Here is a 19,200-nt window from a genome sequence, read left to right on the forward strand (position 1 = left end):
AATCATGAGCGCACCAGAGGCATCAGTGCAGGTTTCGTTCAAGAACCGAGCCAAGACGGCACTGGCGGACCGGACGCTGAAGATCGCCATCGACCGCACCACCGGCACGGCCGAGGCCAAGCGCGCGGTGGCGGTGGCGGCGTTTCCCGAATTCCAGGACGCCCGCGCCCGCGGGCGCGCGATCAAGGATCACGTGATCGCCCATCTGGACCATTATCTTGAACAGTTCGAGCGCAACGCCACTGCATCTGGCGCGAAGGTCCACTGGGCATCCGACGATGCCGAGGCGCGGGCGATCATCACCCGCATCTGCCTGGATGCAAAGGCCAAGCTGGTGACGCGATCGAAATCCATGCTGGGCGAAGAAATCGGCCTGCCCCATGCCTTGGCCGATGCCGGGATCGAGCGGGTCGAGACCGACCTGGCCGAACACATCATCCAGCTTGCCGGAGAGGCCCCCTCCCACATCGTCTGGCCCGCGATGCACCGCACCCGCGAACAGGTCGCGGAACTGTTCAAGATAGCTCATCACCCGCCGCCCGCCGCCGACGATCCGGCCACCATGGTGCAAAGCGCGCGGCGCGAATTGCGCGCCAAGTTTCTGGGGGCCGACATCGGTATTTCGGGGTCGAACTTTCTGGTGGCCGATACGGGTGCCACCTGCACAGTGACGAACGAAGGCAATGCCGAACTGACCACCACGCCGCCGCGCATTCATATCGTTACGGCGGGGATCGAGAAAATCGTGCCCACCACCGCCCATGCCCTGTCCCTGCTGCGCCTGCTTGTGCGGTCGGCCACGGGTGGCGAATTGACGCAATACACCACCTTCCACTGTGGACCCAAACGTCCTGGCGACGCCGATGGTCCCGAGGAGATGCACATCGTGCTGGTGGACAACGGCCGCACCAGGATGCTGGCCAACGAGTTCCGCGAGATGCTGCGCTGCATCCGCTGTGGTGCCTGCATGAACCATTGCGTGGTCTATCGCCAGATCGGCGGGCACGCCTATGGCGGCACCTATCCCGGGCCGATGGGTTCGGTGCTGACGCCGGTGCTGAACGGGCTGGCCGGATCGCGCGACCTGCCCAATGCCTGCACCATGAACGGCCGCTGCGCCGAAGTTTGCCCGGTCGAGATTCCCATCCCCACGCTGCTGCGCGCATGGCGGATCCGCAGTTGGCGAGAAAGGCTGGAACCGGGAAGCCTTCGCGCCGGTATCGGTATCTGGGCCGTTCTGGCCCGGCGGCCCGGTCTTTACCGGCTAGCCAGCCGGATCGGCGTGCGCGCCATCCGGCTATTCGGCAAAGGGGGCTGGATCGCCCGCCTGCCACTGGCGGGCGGCTGGACGGCCCATCGCGACCTACCGCGCCCGACGGGCCGCACCTTCATGGACCAGTATCGCGCCCAGCAGGCAGATAAGGGGGACCGCCCATGACCGCCCGCGACCGCATCCTGTCGGCGATCCGCGCCGCCCTGCCTCAGGAACGCCCGGCGCCCGACGCCATCGCCGCCGAGGCCAAGGCCCTGCTGGCTGATCCCGACACCAGCCGCCCCCGGCTGGTCGCCGAGGGGCTGGTCGATGCCTTCATCCTGAAGGCCGAGGCGATCGGCACGACCATCGACCGGGTTGGCGGCATGGAAGCCGTCCCCGACGCCGTGCGGCGCTATCTGTCGGGATACGGCCTGTCCCTGTCCCTGGCCGTGGAACCGACGCCGGCGCTGACCGCACTCGACTGGACGGGCCTTGACACCGGCACCACTCTTGCCCCGGACCAGCCGGCAGCGCTCGGAAAGGCGCTTTGGGGTATCGCCGAAAGCGGGTCCATGATCGTGCATTCGGGCGCCGATACGCCGATCTTGCTGTCTTTCCTGCCCCTGCATCATATCGTGGTGCTGCAGGAATCCGATATCCTGTCCCATCTCGAGGACTATGCTGCGCAGCTGGCCGAGCGGCCCCATCCGCGCAACGCGATCCTGATCACCGGACCCAGCGGCACGACCGATATAGAGGGGAGCTATGTGCGCGGGGCGCATGGGCCGGGCTTCCTGCATGTGATCCTTGTTGCAAGCACAGACTGACAACCTGCCGGTTGCCAGTCCCCACCACCGCCGGCCGTTGCCAGCAGAGCCGGTCGTCCTAGCTACCCCCAAGGAGACCCGGAATGGACCGAAGCAAAATTGCCGAACAGACCGCAGAATTTGCCAGCCTGATGAAGCGGGCGCAGGAGCTTGCGCAGCGCAGCAGCGCCAGTGCCCTGGCCAAAGCGACGGGCAATGAATTCTCGGTGCTGGATTCGGGGACCGTGGCGCAGGCCTATGCGCGCGCAGGGATGAAGCTGGCGCAGAACCCCTTTGCGCTGGCGCAGTTCCAGATCGATCTTTGGGCCGACAGCGCCAAGGCCTGGGCAGGCGCATGGACGGGCGAGGGCGAGGACAGCAAGGACCGCCGCTTCCGCGATGGCCGCTGGGCCAGCGATCCGGTCAGCCGTGGCCTGCGCGACGTGCATCTGGCCATCGAAGGCGCCGCCGACCGGCTTATCGAGACCCTGCCCGAGGGTGACAAGGACAGCCTACGCGTGCGGTTCTATACCCGGCAGTTGCTCAGCGCGCTGTCGCCCAGCAATTATCTGGCGTTGAACCCCGCCGCGCGTGAGCGTTTCCTTGAAACCGATGGCCGCAGCCTGCTGGACGGGTTCCGCAACCTGCTGGATGATCTGGAGCGCGGCGACGGCCGTCTGGACATCAACATGACCGACCGCGCGGCCTTCGAGGTCGGGCGCGATCTGGCCACGACGCCGGGGCAGGTGATCTATCAGAACGAGCTGATCCAGCTCATTCATTACGAACCGCTGACCAAGACCCAGTTCAAGCGCCCGCTGCTGTTCGTGCCGCCCTGGATCAACAAATACTATATCTTCGACATGAAGCCCGAAAACAGCCTCGTCCGCTATATGCTGGAGCAGGGCCACAGCGTTTTCCTGATTTCATGGGTCAACCCGAGCAAGCAGCACGCGGCGCTGAGCTTCGAGGATTACATGCGCCTTGGCCCGCTGACCGCGCTGGACGCGATCACCGATGCGACCGGCGAGGACGAGTTCGACATTCTCGGCTTCTGCATCGGCGGGATTCTGGTGACGGCGACGCTGGCCTATATGGCGGCCAAGGGCGACAAGCGGGTCAAGACCGCGACGACGCTGGCCACGATGGTCGATTTCACCGATGTGGGCGAGATCGGCGTTTTCATCGACCGCGACCGGCTGCAGGTTCTGCGCGAACACATGGCCGAAAAGGGCTATCTGGAAAACCACCATCTGCAGGACATGTTCTCGATGATCCGGGAAAATGACCTGATCTGGTCCTTCCACGTGATGAATTACCTGATGGGCCGCAAGCCGCCCGCCTTCGATCTGCTGTTCTGGAACGGCGACAGCACCCGCCTGCCGGCGGCCATGCTGCTGTGGTATCTGGAAAAGATCTATATCGAGAACGGCTTGCGCAAGGCCGGGCACCTGACCATGGACGGCGTGCCCATCGACATCGGCAAGATCGATATCCCCTTCTACGTCTTTGCGACGAAAGAGGATCACATCGCGCCCTGGAACTCGATCTATCCGACAACCGGCTTGCTGGGCGGTGACACGACCTTTGTTCTGGGCGGATCGGGGCATATCGCGGGGGTGATCAACCCGCCGGCAAAACGGCCGAAATACGGGTTCTGGACCAGCGCGGCTGCCTATCCTGCCGATCCGCAGGACTGGCTGGCCAAGGCCACGCCGCACCAGGGGTCGTGGTGGCCGAACTGGGCGGAATGGATCAAAAGCCACAGCAAGGGCAAGAAGGTTCCGGCCTATGTGCCTGGTAGCGGAGCGCTGAAACCGATCGAGCCGGCACCCGGCAGCTATGTGCGGGCGGGATAATCACCTTCAGCTTCGGTCTAGATCGTTTTGGGGTACCAGCAGGGCTCGTGCTGCCAGTGGTAATCGCCCCGGCTCAGCACCAGCCGGTCCTTGGCCCAGATGATCTGCGACCGGATATCGAAACCCGCTGCGATCAGGCTGTCGGCGACGGTGGTGGTATGCAGCGCCCCGTGCCAGACATAGGCGACGTCGCCCGGAAAAAGCGCCCAGGCCTCGCGCCAATCGGCGCGGTCGTCGTTCAGCACCTTGCCGGTGCGTTTGGTCTTGGCCGCACCCGTGGCATTGCGCCATGCCGGGTCGTATTCGACCCCATAGGGCGGATCGGTGACCATCAGCAGCGGTCGAACATCGCCGAGCAGTTTTGCAACCACATCGGTCGAGGTGCTGTCGCCACAGATCAGCCAGTGATCGCCAAGCCGCCAGAGATCGCCCGGCACCGATACCGGATCGGCGGGAGGTTCCGGCACATCGTCCTCGCCCTCAGCCGCGCCATCGTCGCCGAGAGCCGGATCCTGCAGCAGCGCCTCCAGCTCATCCTCGGCGAAGCCCAGCCACGACAGGTCGAAATCCTCGGCCAGCAGGCCCGCGACCTCGCCGCGCAACAGCGCCTCGTCCCAGTCACCGAGTTCGGTCAGCTTGTTGTCAGCGATCCGATAGGCCCGCCGCTCGGCCTCGTCGAGATGGCCGAGCCGGATCACCGGCACCTCATGAAGCCCCAGTTCCGTCGCCGCCAGCACCCGGCCGTGACCGGCGATCAGCTCGCCATCGTCACCGACCATGCAAGGCACGGTCCAGCCGAAGCGGGCCATGCTGGCGGCAATGCGGGCCACCTGATCGGTGCCGTGCATCTTGGCGTTCCGGGCATAGGGGCGCAACCGCTCGATCGGCCAGAACTCGATCTGGCGCGGCGCAAAGGCGAGGTCCATGGAGCAGGGTGGTCCTGTGATTGGGGCTGGCGTCGAGCAGGGTGGATCCCGCACTGGATTCCGCTGGCTTCCGGTGGCGGTGGCTTCCGCAAAGTGGATCCCGACGGTGGCTTCCTGGATTCCGCCGGAATCCAGCAGGAAGCCACCCTCGTGCGATGCTCAAAGCTTTGTTTTATTGAACGAAAAGGCGCTCAGGCTGGCCAAGTGGATTCCGGGTGGATTCCCCGGTGAAATCGCCTGACGGTAGAAAACTTCCGCGTTGCGCCCCCCCGAATACGGATTGCGCCGGGGAGGAACCATGGCTGGGGGGCAGGGCTGGAAAGTCTGACCGGAAGCGCGCGTGAGAGGGGCTGTTCTCCGGGCGCTCGTCTCCGATATTTGGGTTATGAGTCAAGAGGGGCACGAATGTCAAACTGTTTTGTTGCCGATCTGTTCGCTGCCCGTCGGGCGTACCCACGGCCTGCGTTTCGGCATGGCATCGGTCACGTCGATGCTCCGCAGCATGCCGCCGTCGCACAGTCCCTGCCGCACCCAGCCCAGCGCCAGCCACCAGTGTTCGTAATGGCGATGGGCGGCAGCGATCTGATCCGGATGCAGCGAGAAGGTCACCGGGCAGGCGCGAACCTCCACCGTCCGCCATTTGCCGCGCGCCAGCACGCGGGTCGTGCCGACGGCGATGGTCACCGAGCGTTCGCCATGCTGATTGCGCTTCATCTCGACCGGCACGCAGCGGGGCACGGCGCCCGGCATCCAGTCAGGCGTCATGCCCGCCCGAGCCAGTTCGGCGATACGGATCGCCATGCGCAACCCACCCAGCGAGGTGGGCAGGCCCGCGACACAGGCGGCGATGACTTCGGCATCCTCGTGGGTCGAACTGTCCGGCTTGTACCGTCCCCCGTCGACCCGGCAGCCCAGCGCGGCGCGTTGCATCAGCACGTATTCGAGGCCGAAGCCGGGGCTGTCACCGCGTTCTAGATCGGGCGGCTCGGGCAGTTCCAGCCGGGCTTTCTCGATCCGAAAGGCCCATTCCAGCACTTGCTGGACGCCCAGCGCGCGTTTGGTGCGGGTGCTGTGGTTCGGGAAGTTTGTGTGAACCGTCACAGCACACCCCGCGCCCTGAGCCGGTCCGCCGTGACCAGGCCGCGTTCCAGCATGGCATTGCGCACGGTGTTTGAGATGGCGTTGGAGGGCAGGTAGCCATCCCCGTTGACCATGCTGGCATAGAACCCCGCGATTTCGTCCATGCTGGCCCGAGGTGTGCCAGCGGGCTTGCCGCTGCGCTTACGGCGCTTGTCGCCGTCCGAAGGCTTCCTCGCTTCGACGCTCCGTGCCGCCCGTTCCATCGCCCGGTCTAGCGCTCTTGGACCATCCGGTGGATTGGGGTGGGTGCTGCGGCTGTCCCGCGCCACGGCGACGATCCGGTCCTCGGTCAGCCCGAGATCTCTGATCCAGCGACGAACATGCTCTCTCGGTGGCCAGCCCTGCCACCAGCCGGGAAGTCCGGCATCGGTGTCGAAACCGAGGGCGTCGAGCAGTGTGCCGAAAAACTCTTCAAATCGATCATCGCGCGCTCGTGCGTCCTCCTCCTCCTTTACTGGTTTCCTTAAAGGTTCTCTTACAGGGTTAGTGTCCGGATTCCGGACACGGAAATCGCCATTTTCCGGACACGGCTTTGCCCGAAATCTGGACACGGCTCCGTGTCCAGTTTCCGGACACAGGTTCACTGCATTGGGCGACATCTGGCGTGTTTCGCCGTCAGGATCACCGCCCGAAAAACCCGGGAAATCGCCATGTCCGAATTCCGGAGACGGGTCCGAATTCGGATCGTCGAACCCGTCCTCGAACCCCAGAATGTAGCGGGTCGGCTGCTGGCGTTTTGTCACCGGATCGACGCTGGCGCAGCGACGGATCAGACCGGCCAGTTCCAGCTTGCGGAGATGGTCGTTCAGGGCCGAGCGGCTGATCTCGCAATCGGTTGCCAGCCGCGCCTGGGTCGGGAAGCAACCGAAATCGGGGTTGTGACGGTCGCAGAGATGCCAGAGCACGATCTTGGTGGCAGGCTTCAACCCGCGCTGCAGGATCGCCCAGTTGGTCGCAAAATGGCTCATGCGCAGGTCCTCCGGGACGTCGAGGCGTTGGCGCTGGCGCAGGCCCTCCGGCGCGGGTTCTGCGCCTGGACGCGGGTGGTGATGCCGTGATCCGCGTGCGCGTCTAGCGCGTCCTCGATCGAGCGGACCAGCGCCCAACCGAAGCCCTGGGCCTTCACCATGTCGCGAAAGGCCTTCTGCGCCGGGCTGAGACGGCCGGAGGGGCTTTTGACCTCCAGAAACAGCACCTGACCACCGGTCAGGACGATCAGATCGGCGAAGCCCGGAAAGACGCCCATGCCGGTCAGGATCGCTTGGCGCTGGCGGGCTGCCTTGCCGCCCGACCCGACCTCGTTCGCCGAGTGGTGGATGATGGCATCGCGGGGCAGGACGATCCGCAATGTGTGTACGATGGCGCGCTGGATATCGGCTTCAGGTGTGCGGCGGGTCATGCGGTACCGCCTTTCGGTTTGCGTTTAGACACGCAGATCAGAAGACCGGCCAGTGCCAACGCCTCGCGTCCTTCCCGAGGGTCAGGGCTATGCGCGGCGATGGCGCGACAGGCGAGGATAATCAGGCTGTCCGGGTGCTGGACGAAATCGGCGACAATGCCGCGCGCCTCGGCGAGGCGCTGGGCGGGCCAGTCCGCGGGGCAGTACGCATCGACGTCGCTGATGGCGCTGGTATCGGGGATCGGGGACATGACGTTCATTTCCGCCCCCGCGCCTTGCCGGGTTTCGTTTCGGTGACCCGCGGCATTTCCTGTGACTGCAGCCAGTCCTGAACCACGCTCATCCGGTAAAAAATCTTGCGACCGGCGCGGACGCAGGCCGGACCTTTCCGCCGACGCTCCCAACGCCCCAGCGTGTCGACCGTCAGGCCCAGTTCCTGTGCCAGGTCATAGCGGCTGATCCAGCCGCGCAGCAGGCGCGGCTCGATTACCGGTTCCGCACTCATGGGTTGTGTCATGCTCTTGTCTCCTTCTCGCATCGCCCGGACCGGGCCGCTGACGGGGAGAAGAACAATCACATCGAAAGCACCGGCGGGGAGGCGGAAGGTGGCGTAACCTCGCCGGAGGTTATGCCACCCCATGTTTTGCTGGGTTTGGCGTAACTCAGGGCGAAGGACAGTGATTCGGCGCCGGGTCTGAACGCCGTCGAAAGCCGTCGAAACCACAACCGGCAGAACCGGTTCTGCCGGTTGCCGCTAACAGTTTCTGCCGTTGCTGGCCCCGGAACATGTCAAGAACAAAGAGTTCGTTTTCCACAGCCAAATGTTCTTGCCAAATCGCGCTCCGGTGGTGAAGAAATCCCCCCAATCACGCCCGATGCGGTCGATCAACGCGGAGTTTCAAGGAAACCCGCGAATGGCGGAGCTGTCTCCGGGTGCGGGGTCAATGAAGGCAGGTGCCAGTGGTCCGAAGGACGGACTGCCGGGCGTCGAGAGCAGGGAGAGCAGACATCATGACATTGCCGCAACGCACGTTTTTCACCGTTCAGGAGGTGACGATCCGCTGGGATTGCAGCCCCTACGATCTGGCGGGATGGGCGATTGCCGGCAAGCTGGACATCGTCGCCGCGATCGAACCGATCGAGCAGGGTGGCGAGGTGCTGGCAGGTCTGGTCGTCGTGCCGGTTGCCGATATCCTGAGCATGTTCCGGCGCTGGGAAAATGGACAGGCCTCTCGGAGCATCCGCCGTATCCGCATACCGGGGCAGGAAGGCTGGATTATGATCGCCGACCCGTCGGATCACATTCAGGTCGAACTGGCCGATCTCATGGTTCTGGCCGATGAGGTCTATCAGTTCGAACTGCTGAATGGCATGGCGAACCGCTGGACCGATCCTGGCGGTGCACCGTCACGATACGACTGGGAGGGGCTCTATGTCGCCCTGATCAGACGCGTTCATTTCCACGGCCTTCCGGCGACGCAGGCCGAATGGATCGCGGATGCGCAGGCGTGGTTTGCCGAAAAGTCCCGCAATGGCGAGGTGCCGGACGAAAGCACCATTCGGCGCAGGCTGGGGCCGATCTGGAAATCGCTGCAGGAGGATGCATAGAGCGGTGTGTGATTGTGATCCATTCATCACGCCGCCCAGCGCGGTCGCAGCAACGATCAGGCGCTCCTGCGCGCCTGTTCTTCGGCTTCATGCACCAGCACCGGCTTTGGCCGGAAGGCGCTGGCCACAGCATCGACACCCGCCCGCAGCGGCGAATCCATCAGATGGGCATAGCGCGCCGTCGTCTGGGTCTGGCTGTGACCCAGCAGCTTGCCGATCATTTCCAGCGAGGCACCGCCGCTGACCAGAAGCGAGGCAAAAGTGTGGCGCAGGTCGTGGATGCGGACATCTTCGATCCCGACCTGCTTCTGGATCTGGTGCCAGAAGCGGCGGATTTCCTTGACCGGCTGGCCCGGCACATCGCCCGGAAAAAGGAACGGGCAGCCGCGCGGCACTAGCAGCTGGCGCTGGCGGACGATGGCAGCCGCTTCGTCCGAGATCGGCAGCCTGTGGATCTTCCGCTGCTTGGTCATGCTGGCGGGCTTCGACCAGCTGAGATGTTCGAGGTTGAAATGCTCGAACCTTGCCTGCCGGACCTCGCCCACCCGCGCCCCGGTCAGCATGCAGAGCCGGATGATATCCGCCGCACGGCGATCCTCGGCCGCGTCCAGCGCCGATGCCAGTTTCCGGATCTCCTCCTGCGACAGAAACCGCTCGCGCGGATTCTCGATGCGGCGGCGGAAGCCCGAAGCCGGATTATCCTCGCGCCAGCCCCAGCTCTGCGCATAGGTGAACATCTTGCGCAGCACCTCGCCGACACGATTGGCACGCACCGGCGTCGGCTTCGCCCCCTGCAGCTTTCGGGCACGATTGTTCGGCTTGGCCTTGTGCGGGCGGGCGCGCCCCTCCGCGATTCGGTTCAGGAGCTTTTCCACGTCATAGGGCGTGATCTCGGTGACGAGCCTGTTGTTCCACTCTGGCCCCACCAGCTTGGTCAGCATCGACCGCTGATCCGAGGCATTGGTCTTCGCCAGATTCGGGAGATGCACCTCGGAATAATGCTCGATGAGATCCCTGAAGCGCGGCGCGTCCCGCCCGTCTTCCTTCGCGCCCAGCGGATCGCCCCCGGCATCGATGTCGCGGCGCAATTCCTTCGCCCGTTCCCGCGCTGCCGCCGTCGACCATTCCGGCCAGCGCCCCAGCGTCATCCGCCGCTGCCGCCCGGCATGTCGGTAATCCAGCGTGAAGGCCCGGTTTCCGGAACGGTAGATGCAGATGGCAAATCCCCGCACCTCACTGTCGAAGATCTGATAGTCCCGGCCCGGTTCCGGTGCCGCCTCGCGCACCGATTTCTCGTTCAACCTCAATCGCTTCACCATGCCCAGTGCCTCCGACTTGAATCCCACATGAGGCTCAGCCTCGCGCGCATGGCAAGTCATACATCGCCGGTCAGACCGGCGGGGAGGCGGAAGGTGGCAGAACCTCGGGGGAGGGCTGCCGGTCAATGGCTCTGAAGGGAGAAACCTACACCCTCTGTTGATTAAACCGTGAATTGCAACGAGAGCCTGTCCTACTTATTGTCAAGCTAGTTTCATCGGTTCCAACTCAACCACATGATGTGCCGCGCGATATATTCTCTGCTTGTTGTCCTGCTCGTGTTCGCGGGCGTGACGCAGCATGGGCAAAGTGCTGGCACAGCCGGACTGTCGGCCGATCACGTTGTCGCTTCGATCAGCCATCCCGGTGACAAAGGCGGGCATGAGCACGGCTCTCCGGGGGAAACCTCTCGGCACGATATGACCGATGCCTGTGCGATTGTATGTGTCGGCACATCTACGCCCTGGCTTGCTGCCGCGCAACTTGCGCCTGTTGAGACAGAGCATTCGCTGAAATGGCAATCTATATCGGAGACACGTGAGGGCCTTCTGGTCGGCCCCGGATACCGCCCTCCGAAATCCATCTGAACACTTGCTTGCCGCACCTTTCAAGGTGCCGAACATGGTTCGCCCTACGGGGTCTGATGGATTATTCATATGACTTGCACACTGAATCGCCGCGGCTTTCTGACCGCATCCGCTGCCATGGCCGCAGCTTTTGCCATCCCGCGCGCAGGCTTTGCTCAGCCAGCCGCGCTGGCATTGCAGGCAACGACGCGCACGCTTGACATCGATGGCCGCGCCGCCACGGTTTTCGGGCTGATCAACGGCAACGGAACACCCGGGCTTATTCTGGATCCGGGCCAGCGTTTCCTGCTGGACCTGACCAATGATCTGACCGAGCCGACGATCATTCATTGGCATGGACAGATCCCGCCGAACGCGCAGGACGGCGTTCCCGATATGCCGATGCCGCTGCTGAAGCCAGGAGAGACGCGTGCCTATGATTTTGAGGCCGCAGCAGGCACGCACTGGATGCACAGCCATGTGCCCATTCAGGAGATGCAGTTGCTGGCCGCACCCCTGATCGTCCGCCGCCCCGAGGATCTGCGAGCTGATCGGCAAGAGGTCACCATGTTCCTGCATGATTTTTCATTCCGCTCGCCGGAAGAGGTGCTGGACGAAATTCGCTCGGGAAAGGGGCATGAAGAGGCCGCCGAAGCCGAAATGTCGCAACCAGCCGATCCTCATGCCGGTCATGACATGGGCGATGGTATGGCCATGAACGGGATGTCGGAAATGGGCGGCATGTCCATGTCCGGTATGGCCGGGATGCAGATGGACCTCAACGATTTCGATTTCGACGCTTATCTGGCGAATGACCGCACCCTGGGCGACCCCGAGGTCGTGCAGGTGGAAAAGGGTGGCCGCATCCTTTTGCGGGTCATCAATGGGGCTGCTGCCACGGTGTTCTGGATCGACAGCGGCGAGGTACCAGGCCGGCTTGTCGCGGTGGATGGCCAGCCGGTGCAGCCCTTGCCGGGAACACGCTTCGGTCTGGCCATGGGTCAGCGCCTGGATATCGAACTTGACCTGCCCGCCGGAGGCGGCGCCTGGCCGATCCTTGCTCTGCGCGAAGGCGCGCATGAGCGCACCGGCCTTATCCTTGCCACTTCTGGCGCCAAGGTGCCGGTCATGCTTGGAATGGCAGACGAGGCCGCACCTGCATTCGATATCGACCTTGCACAGGAAGCCGCCTTGCGGGCCGTTGCTCCGCTGACGGAACGAGTTGCCGATGCATCACCCATGGTGATGCTGGGCGGGCAGATGCAGCCCTATCGCTGGACCATCAACGACCGCGTGTTCGAGGATCGGATTCCGGTTACGGCCAAAACAGGCCAGCGGGTTGAGATCATGTTCCACAACATGTCGATGATGGGCCATCCCATGCATCTGCATGGCCATCATTTCCAAGTTGTCGCGATCAATGGCAGACGGTTTTCCGGTGCATTGCGCGACACGGTCTATGTGCCGCCCATGTCGATGGTCACGGTGGCGCTGGATGTGGGCGAGGCGGCGGAATGGATGCTGCATTGTCACCACATGCCGCATCTTGCCAGCGGCATGATGACGACGTTCGCGGTCTCGGCGTGACGGGAGTGACATGATGTTTCAGCGACGCATGATCCTGACCCTGGCCCTTACCGCCCCGGCGATGGCCATCGCACCGCGCCTATCTTGGGCTGGTCATTCGCTTCCACCCGAATTCCGCAGGCAGCTTGAACATGACGCGAATGCGCCGATCTTCGGCAATCCTGACGGCGATGCGACTCTGATCGAGTTCTTCGACTATAACTGCCAGTTCTGCCGCGCGATGATGCCAGTGGTGGATGCCGTGTTAGGAGCCGATCCCGGCTTGCGGATGGTGATGCGGGAATGGCCGGTCTTTGGCGAGGGTTCGGCTTTCGCGGCCCGCGCGGCGCTGGCGTCGCGCAAGCAGGGCCGCTATGCCGACTTTCATCGCGCGCTGATGAGACAGAAACCCCGGGCAGAAAAAGCCAGCGTCATGCGCGTTGCGCGTTCCATAGGATTGGACACCCAGCAGTTGCAGCGCGATATGGACGGCCCGGAGATTGCCCAACATATCCAGCAGTCCAATGCGCTGGCCGAGGCGATGGGGCTTGTCGGCACACCCACCTTCATCGCCGGATCGGATTCGCGCTTTGGCGCCATTTCATCAACGGAACTGGCCGAACTGGTTGCGGCCTCGCGTGGCAATTGAAGCATTTCACGAAAGGACAACGCTATGGATCATTCTGATCGACACAAGAGCCACGGAAGCATGAGCGGCGGAAGCTATGGCCGTTTCGCGGCGATGATCGCTACCTCGACGATGATCATGTTCGGGCTGATGTATCTGAACACCTGGGCGATGGATCATGTCTTTTTCAGCCAGACCCGGATGTGGATGGCGCTGTATATGGGCGGCGCCATGGCTCTGATCATGTTGGCCTTCATGCTGGGGATGTACCGCAATCCGCGTGCCAATTTGATCGTCGCGGGCCTTTCAATTCTGGCATTTGCCCTCGGCCTGTTTCTGGTTCGCAGTCAGGCAACGGTCGACGACACCGCCTGGATGAAGGCGATGATTCCGCATCACTCGATTGCGATCCTGACATCCACCCGTGCCGATATCTCGGATCCTCGCGTGCGGGCGCTGGCGGACAGCATCATCGAGGCCCAGACGCTGGAAATCGCGGAGATGAAGGCGCTGATCGCCGATCTGGAAGGCGGGCCAGCGGCGACGCCCGAGGTCGATGGGCGCTGATGCGATACGGTTCGGCAATCGCGGATCCCGCTGCGCTTGCCGCATTCATCTGAAGGTACAACCATTACGAGGAGCAATCACATGCTGACACGCAGACATTTCATCCGAACGACGACGGCGCTGTTCGCGGCCTCCGCCGCCAGCCCGCTTATGGCCTCGACCTGGCCCGACGCGGCGCAGAAGGCCGCCTGGGATGCCGAGGTGGAAGCCGGCGGCCCCAATCCTTGGGGCCTGCACCAGCGTTTCCTGCCGCAGCGGATTGTCGCGAATGACGGTCTGGTGCCGGGCGATATTCATGTCGATGCCGTGGCCCGATACCTCTACCACATCGAAGAGGGCGGCACGGCGATGCGTTACGGCGTGGCCATCGGCCGGGGCGATCTTTACGAGCCGGGGACCTATACGATCAAGCGCAAGGCCGAATGGCCGCACTGGACCCCGACACGGAACATGATCAAGCGCGAGCCCGAGATCTATGCGCAATTTGAGGGTGGCGTCGAGCCCGGCCCCCAGAACGCGCTGGGTTCGCGCGCGCTTTACCTCTACCTCGGCGACCGCGATACCTATCTGCGCATTCACGGTACGCCGTTTCCGACCTCGATCGGCAGCCGCGCCAGTTCCGGCTGCGTCCGCATGGTCATGGCCCATATCAACGGGCTCTACCCGCGGGTCCAGATCGGTTCGACCGCCTATCTCTATTCACCGGAAGGCAGCGTGACGGCGATAAGCTAGTCTGCTGCCCTCCGGCGATCCTGATGGGTCAGACCGGTTTTGCGTTGCAGATTTGGTTGCCATTCGCGGCCCGCAGCGGCACCAGCGTCGTTTCGACCGGACCTGCGTGGTAGTACCAATAGCAGTCATCCGCCGGGTCGAGGCGCGCCGTGGTCAGGTCCTGGTTAGGGCCGGCAATGGCGACGACCTCGTTCGGGATCGGATAGGGCGAGGCTTCCTCGGCGGCGATATCGGGCCTCTGGGCCGCGCATCCGGCAAGGACAAGCAGCGTCAGGGCGATTGCGGCGGTTCTTATCTGCATTGGGAAACTCCTAGGCTATGGTGGTGACGCGCCGGGAGGTCATGGCGCGCTGTCCTTGGTGATGCGGCTCTGGATCGCGCGCTCGCGTTCCGGCCAGGTGGATTTGATATAGGCCAGAACGGCGGTAATCTCGGCATCGCTCATGACATCAGTAAAGCCGGGCATGTCGCTTTCATAGCCATCGCCGACCACGGCGGCGGTGCCGTCGCGGATGATGCGTTCCAGAAGCGCGTCGGCATGATGCCATGTGTGGCCGGTCTCGTCATGCGGTGGCGCCGGATAGCGGCCATTTGCGAGCGGGGTCTGCCAGTCCGGCTGGCCCTCCAGATCGGCGCCGTGGCATGTGGCGCAGTTTTCGGCGTAGAGCCGCTGGCCGAGCGCGATGACGGCCTGATCCTGCGTGGATGGTTCAGTGGCCCCGCTGCCGCGCCATAGTATCAGGATCGCAGCGGCCAGACCGGCCGCTGCGACGAGGATGAGTGCGTTGCGCGTCATCTGCTACCCGTCCAGCGGAAAGGCGCGCCCATCGCCGGCAATGCCGCCCCAGGCGATGACCTCAGCGGTGGCCTCGACCCCGCCGCCCATTCCCGGCGATCCGGCGGGCATCCCCGGCACGGCGATTCCGGTAATATCGGGGCGCTGTTCCAGAAGCTGCCTGATGGCCGCGAAGGGCACATGGCCCTCGACGATATAGCCGCCAATCCGGGTCGTGTGGCAGGACCACAGGTTTTCGGGCACAGCGGCGTCACGCTTCATGCCGACATAATCGCTGGTTTCGGTCGTCTCGACCTCGAACCCCGCCTCGATGGCCAGATCGGCCCAGGCGCCGCAGCAGCCGCAGCCGGGGTCCTTGGTGATGCTCAGCAGGTTCGGCTTTTCGTCCGAGCCGGTGGCGGCAAAGGCAAGGGTAGAGGTTGTCGACAGCATCGCCGCGACCGCCAGGATCGCCCCGCGACGCGAGAAATTGGGATTGCTCATATCTGATGTCCTTCAGGATATTGCGCGCCGTAGGGGCATTCGCCCCTCTCGTGGCGCAATTGATCAGCTTGCAGGCCCATCGGGCCAGGCGGCGTCAGAGAGCAACGGGTCGCGGAGGGGGCAGCGGCAAACGCGGCCTGGCGGATTTCATATCCTGCAACGCGGGAATGTGCCGGATGCGGCGTGGCAAACGGGCCGCGTTCGGCGTGACTTCGGCATGGCCGATGGCGGCACAGGCTGTGCAGTCGCCATGCTGAGAGTCCGGCTGTGGGGTACAGCATTCATGCGCGGCCGGCGGCACGGATGTTTCGGCTATCGAGGCCGTCTGCGACGCTTCCGCCGTTGCGGCGCCGGTCAGGGCCAGCGGCATCGTCACCGCCAGCATGACAGCAAGCAGGGCCGACAGCAGGAACCGCATCAGTCGCGCACCTTGTCCATCAATTCAACCACCTCACGGAACATCACCCTCTGCCGGTCCTGATCGCCAGATTGGATCGCGTCTTCCATGCAGCTTCGCGCATGATCCTCGATCAACAGGCGCTCGACCCCGCGCAGGGCCGAGCGGATGGCGGCGGTCTGGTTCAGGATATCGACGCAATAGCGCCCGTCCTCGACCATGCGCGACACGCCCTGCACCTGACCGTTCAGGCGGGAAAGCCGCTTCAGGATCGCGTCTCGGTTCTGCTTGTCATGCGCCAAGGAGGGCTCCGAACTTCAACATCTGCAGCTTGTGCTATACCCTCAAGGGGTATAGAGCAAGTCTGATATACCCCCTATAGGTATCTGCCGGGAGAGAGTCATGGACCACAAGCACGATCATTCGCATAGGCAGCACGATCACGGGACACACGGTGGCGCACCGGCACAGGCTGATCCCGGTAAGGCCATCGACCCGGTTTGCGGCATGCAGGTGACGATCAAGCCCGAGGCACGCCAGCGCGACTATGAGGGACAGACCTTCTATTTCTGCTCGGACGGTTGCCAGTCGAAGTTCGACGGCGATCCGTGGTTCTACGCCTCGGGCGCGGCGGTCAAGGTCGAAAAATCCGCCCCGGCAGGCACGCAGTGGACCTGCCCGATGCATCCCGAGATCGTCCGCGACGAACCTGGCGCCTGCCCGATCTGCGGCATGGCCTTGGAGCCGATGACTCCCTCGGACGAGCCCAGCCATGAACTGACCGATTTTACCCGGCGGCTCTGGGTCAGCGTGGCCGCCGCCGTGCCGCTGTTGATCCTGACCATGGGCGAGATGGTGGGCATTCCGGTCCGCGACTGGATCGGGCACCGCACCGCCGCTTGGCTGGAATTCCTGCTGGCTACGCCCATCGTGCTGTGGGCGGCGCGGCCCTTCTTTCAGCGCGGGCTGGATTCCTTCAAAAACCGCTCGCCGAACATGTGGACGCTGATCTCGCTGGGGGTCGGCGCGGCCTATCTCTATTCGCTGTTTGCGACCTTCCTGCCGGGCATCTTTCCCGAAGAATACCGGATGGGCGGCATGGTCGGCACCTATTACGAGGCTGCCGTGGTCATCGTTGCCCTGGTCTTTGTCGGACAGGTTCTGGAACTCAGGGCGCGGGAACGCACCGGCGATGCGATCCGGGCGCTGATGGATCTGGCACCCAAGACGGCGCGGCGCATCCTGCCCGATGGCAGCGAATATGACGCGCCGCTGGAAAACATCGTGGCCGGGGATCTCTTGCGCGTGCGTCCCGGAGACAGCGTGCCGGTGGATGGCGAGGTGGTCGAGGGGCGGTCGTCCTTAGACGAAAGCATGATCACGGGCGAGCCGGTGCCGGTCGAGAAGGTGCAGGGCGATCGCGTGACCGGCGGCACGATCAACAAGAACGGGACGCTGGCGATCCGCGCCACAGATGTCGGCGCCGATACGGTTCTGTCGCAGATCGTCCAGATGGTGGCCGGGGCGCGGCGGTCCAAGGCGCCGATTCAGGGGCTGGCTGATCGGGTCTCGGCAATCTTCGTGCCGGCGGTGGTGGTGATCGCCATCGCGGCCTTTGTCGTCTGGCTGATCTTCGGTCCCAGCCCGTCCTATGTCTTTGCCGTCGCATCTGCGGTCTCGGTGCTGATCATTGCCTGTCCCTGTGCGCTTGGGCTGGCGACGCCGATTTCCATCACCACGGCAGCGGGACGCGGCGCGCAGGCCGGCGTGCTGGTCAAGAATGCCGAGGCGCTGGAACTGATGGCCGATGTCGATACGCTGATCGTCGACAAGACCGGCACGCTGACCGAAGGCAAGCCTGCACTGACCGATGTGACCAGCTTCGGCGATGTGCCCGAGGATGAGTTGCTGGCCGCCGCCGCCGCGCTGGAACGCGCCTCCGAACACCCGCTGGCCGAGGCAATCGTCGAGGGTGCCAAGGCGCGTGGGCTGAGCCTTGGCAATGGCGAGGAGTTCGAGGCCGTAACCGGCAAGGGGGTGATTGGCAAGGTCGATGGACGCGATGTGGCGCTTGGCAATAACGCGCTGATGACGTCGCTTGGCATCGACTGCGACACGGGCGAGGAGACCGCCGACCGCCTGCGCGGCGAGGGCAAGACGGCGATGTTCGTGGCGCTGGATGGCAGGCTGGCGGGGCTTGTCGCCGTTGCCGACCCGATCAAGCCAACGGCCGAGGCGGCGATACGTGACCTGCATGATCTGGGAATCAAGGTGATCATGGCAACCGGCGACAATGAACGCACGGCGCTGGCCGTGGCCAGCCGGTTGGGCATCGACGAGGTCCGCGCCGGGATGCTGCCCGAGGGTAAGAAGGACCTGATCGACGGGCTGCGCGGCAAGGGGGACAAGGTCGCCATGGCGGGCGACGGGGTGAATGATGCGCCAGCCCTTGCGGCGGCGGATGTGGGCATCGCAATGGGCACCGGCGCCGATGTGGCGGTCGAAAGCGCCGGGCTGACCCTGCTGGGCGGCGATCTGACCGGCATCGTCCGCGCCCGCAAGCTTGCCGTGGCCACCATGCGCAATATCCGCCAGAACCTGTTCTTCGCCTTCATCTACAACGCCGCCGGCATCCCGGTGGCGGCGGGGCTGCTCTATCCGATCTTTGGCCTTCTTCTGTCGCCGATGATCGCGGCGGCGGCCATGTCGCTGTCCTCGGTGTCCGTCATCGCCAACGCGCTACGGCTGAAACGGGTCGATCTGTGACACAGCAGGCCATGTAACATTGCAAAGACAGCATTGCGAAGATCTGAAACTCCCACCATCAGTGGCGCCTATGCTCGACATAGTTGCAATACTTGGCCTTTGACCAAGGTTTCCCCCTCCCCGTTGAGTTCATGTGTCGCGCTCGATTTGGGCGGCGCCGATTGCATTGAAGCCGTTCCCGCCTCACTTGAGGGGACTTGATCCCGGTACTGGCCGCCATCCCGTTCGCCTGCCGCTGTGGCTGGAGGAGTTGATGAAGTTCACCCTGCTGACCCGCGACCGGGCTGACTATCCTGTTGATCGCTTCTCCGAGCGCAAGGAAAGCGCGGAGGCCCTGACGCGGCGGGTCAATCTCTCGGCCTCGACCTAGTGCACACTGCGACCGGTGG

The 19,200-nt window shown here is 64.0% G+C and carries 21 protein-coding genes and 2 pseudogenes; 11 read left to right on the top strand and 12 right to left on the bottom strand.

Annotated features, from left to right (window positions below):
- The first annotated feature begins 4 nt into the window (after positions 1-4).
- The 3 genes from FQV27_RS17400 (at position 5) to FQV27_RS17410 (ending at position 3,920) form a co-directional block, all read left to right on the top strand.
- Entirely contained in the window at positions 5-1,438 is a 1,434-nt protein-coding gene (locus FQV27_RS17400) for a lactate utilization protein B (protein ID WP_147101030.1), read from the top strand.
- Complete coding sequence (locus FQV27_RS17405) at positions 1,435-2,082, top strand: LutC/YkgG family protein (protein ID WP_147101032.1); 648 nt, start codon at positions 1,435-1,437, stop codon at positions 2,080-2,082. Before FQV27_RS17400 ends, FQV27_RS17405 begins: the two co-directional genes overlap by 4 nt.
- An 83-nt stretch (positions 2,083-2,165) precedes the next feature.
- Positions 2,166-3,920 carry a PHA/PHB synthase family protein gene (locus tag FQV27_RS17410; RefSeq protein WP_147101035.1) on the top strand — a complete coding sequence of 585 codons (1,755 nt, stop codon included), beginning with the start codon at positions 2,166-2,168 and terminating at the stop codon, positions 3,918-3,920.
- Between the two features lie 32 nt (positions 3,921-3,952).
- Here the strand turns inward: FQV27_RS17410 and FQV27_RS17415 are convergent.
- Positions 3,953-4,846 (bottom strand): annotated as a pseudogene (locus FQV27_RS17415) (DNA methylase); the annotation flags it as partial.
- Here FQV27_RS17415 and FQV27_RS17420 point away from each other — a divergent pair.
- A complete protein-coding gene (locus tag FQV27_RS17420) occupies positions 4,845-5,087 on the top strand; it encodes a hypothetical protein (protein ID WP_147101037.1) in 243 nt (80 codons plus the stop codon). The pseudogene FQV27_RS17415 and the gene FQV27_RS17420 sit on opposite strands and share 2 nt — an antisense overlap.
- A 167-nt stretch (positions 5,088-5,254) precedes the next feature.
- Here the strand turns inward: FQV27_RS17420 and FQV27_RS17425 are convergent, their stop codons facing one another.
- From FQV27_RS17425 to FQV27_RS17445, 5 genes are read right to left on the bottom strand one after another with little or no spacing between them, the layout of a single operon-like run.
- Complete coding sequence (locus FQV27_RS17425) at positions 5,255-5,947, bottom strand: hypothetical protein (protein ID WP_147101039.1); 693 nt, start codon at positions 5,945-5,947, stop codon at positions 5,255-5,257.
- On the bottom strand, positions 5,944-6,954 hold the full coding sequence (locus FQV27_RS17430) for a helix-turn-helix domain-containing protein (RefSeq protein WP_147101041.1): 1,011 nt from the start codon (positions 6,952-6,954) through the stop codon (positions 5,944-5,946). The genes FQV27_RS17425 and FQV27_RS17430 overlap by 4 nt, the downstream gene beginning before the upstream one ends.
- On the bottom strand, positions 6,951-7,385 hold the full coding sequence (locus FQV27_RS17435) for a VRR-NUC domain-containing protein (RefSeq protein ID WP_147101043.1): 435 nt from the start codon (positions 7,383-7,385) through the stop codon (positions 6,951-6,953). Before FQV27_RS17435 ends, FQV27_RS17430 begins: the two co-directional genes overlap by 4 nt.
- Positions 7,382-7,645: a hypothetical protein gene (locus FQV27_RS17440; RefSeq protein WP_223115875.1), complete on the bottom strand. Its 264-nt coding sequence runs from the start codon at positions 7,643-7,645 to the stop codon at positions 7,382-7,384. The genes FQV27_RS17435 and FQV27_RS17440 overlap by 4 nt, the downstream gene beginning before the upstream one ends.
- Positions 7,642-7,902, bottom strand: a complete 261-nt coding sequence (locus tag FQV27_RS17445; protein ID WP_147101045.1) for a helix-turn-helix transcriptional regulator — start codon at positions 7,900-7,902, stop codon at positions 7,642-7,644. The genes FQV27_RS17440 and FQV27_RS17445 overlap by 4 nt, the downstream gene beginning before the upstream one ends.
- Before the next feature lie 494 nt (positions 7,903-8,396).
- Here FQV27_RS17445 and FQV27_RS17450 point away from each other — a divergent pair, with 494 nt between their 5' ends.
- Complete coding sequence (locus FQV27_RS17450; RefSeq protein WP_147101047.1) at positions 8,397-8,993, top strand: hypothetical protein; 597 nt, start codon at positions 8,397-8,399, stop codon at positions 8,991-8,993.
- A 56-nt stretch (positions 8,994-9,049) separates the two neighbouring features.
- Here FQV27_RS17450 and FQV27_RS17455 read toward each other — a convergent pair whose 3' ends face one another.
- Complete coding sequence (locus FQV27_RS17455; RefSeq protein ID WP_147101066.1) at positions 9,050-10,312, bottom strand: tyrosine-type recombinase/integrase; 1,263 nt, start codon at positions 10,310-10,312, stop codon at positions 9,050-9,052.
- Between the two features lie 654 nt (positions 10,313-10,966).
- Between FQV27_RS17455 and FQV27_RS17460 the strand changes: the two genes are divergently transcribed.
- The 4 genes from FQV27_RS17460 (at position 10,967) to FQV27_RS17475 (ending at position 14,369) form a co-directional block, all read left to right on the top strand.
- Entirely contained in the window at positions 10,967-12,463 is a 1,497-nt protein-coding gene (locus FQV27_RS17460; RefSeq protein ID WP_147101050.1) for a multicopper oxidase family protein, read from the top strand.
- A gap of 13 nt (positions 12,464-12,476) precedes the next feature.
- Entirely contained in the window at positions 12,477-13,091 is a 615-nt protein-coding gene (locus FQV27_RS17465; protein ID WP_147101052.1) for a DsbA family protein, read from the top strand.
- A 24-nt stretch (positions 13,092-13,115) separates the two neighbouring features.
- The gene (locus FQV27_RS17470) at positions 13,116-13,637 is read left to right on the top strand and encodes a DUF305 domain-containing protein (protein ID WP_231555322.1); all 522 of its coding nucleotides are present in this window, start codon (positions 13,116-13,118) and stop codon (positions 13,635-13,637) included.
- Positions 13,638-13,718: 81 nt separating this feature from the next.
- Positions 13,719-14,369 (top strand): L,D-transpeptidase, encoded by a 651-nt coding sequence (locus FQV27_RS17475; protein WP_147101054.1) that lies wholly within the window; start codon positions 13,719-13,721, stop codon positions 14,367-14,369.
- Between the two features lie 28 nt (positions 14,370-14,397).
- Here the strand turns inward: FQV27_RS17475 and FQV27_RS17480 are convergent, their stop codons facing one another.
- The 5 genes from FQV27_RS17480 to FQV27_RS17500 form a co-directional block, all read right to left on the bottom strand.
- Positions 14,398-14,670, bottom strand: a complete 273-nt coding sequence (locus tag FQV27_RS17480) for a hypothetical protein (protein ID WP_036721734.1) — start codon at positions 14,668-14,670, stop codon at positions 14,398-14,400.
- 39 nt (positions 14,671-14,709) lie between these two features.
- Positions 14,710-15,165, bottom strand: a complete 456-nt coding sequence (locus FQV27_RS17485) for a c-type cytochrome (RefSeq protein WP_080621548.1) — start codon at positions 15,163-15,165, stop codon at positions 14,710-14,712.
- 3 nt (positions 15,166-15,168) lie between these two features.
- Positions 15,169-15,648 carry a DUF411 domain-containing protein gene (locus FQV27_RS17490; RefSeq protein WP_080621549.1) on the bottom strand — a complete coding sequence of 160 codons (480 nt, stop codon included), beginning with the start codon at positions 15,646-15,648 and terminating at the stop codon, positions 15,169-15,171.
- 94 nt (positions 15,649-15,742) lie between these two features.
- A complete protein-coding gene (locus tag FQV27_RS17495; RefSeq protein WP_136650133.1) occupies positions 15,743-16,066 on the bottom strand; it encodes a hypothetical protein in 324 nt (107 codons plus the stop codon).
- Positions 16,066-16,347 carry a metal-sensitive transcriptional regulator gene (locus FQV27_RS17500; RefSeq protein ID WP_036702648.1) on the bottom strand — a complete coding sequence of 94 codons (282 nt, stop codon included), beginning with the start codon at positions 16,345-16,347 and terminating at the stop codon, positions 16,066-16,068. Before FQV27_RS17500 ends, FQV27_RS17495 begins: the two co-directional genes overlap by 1 nt.
- 100 nt (positions 16,348-16,447) lie before the next feature.
- Between FQV27_RS17500 and FQV27_RS17505 the strand changes: the two genes are divergently transcribed.
- Both FQV27_RS17505 and FQV27_RS17510 read left to right on the top strand, forming a co-directional pair.
- Positions 16,448-18,811, top strand: coding sequence for a heavy metal translocating P-type ATPase (locus FQV27_RS17505; protein WP_222611733.1), 2,364 nt, complete (start codon positions 16,448-16,450; stop codon positions 18,809-18,811).
- A 241-nt stretch (positions 18,812-19,052) separates the two neighbouring features.
- Positions 19,053-19,181: pseudogene (locus FQV27_RS17510) on the top strand (arsenical resistance protein ArsH); the annotation flags it as partial.
- Between the last annotated feature and the right edge of the window lie 19 nt (positions 19,182-19,200).

Source organism: Paracoccus aurantiacus, from assembly GCF_007993065.1.
In the GTDB taxonomy this organism is placed as follows: Bacteria; Pseudomonadota; Alphaproteobacteria; order Rhodobacterales; family Rhodobacteraceae; genus Paracoccus; species Paracoccus aurantiacus.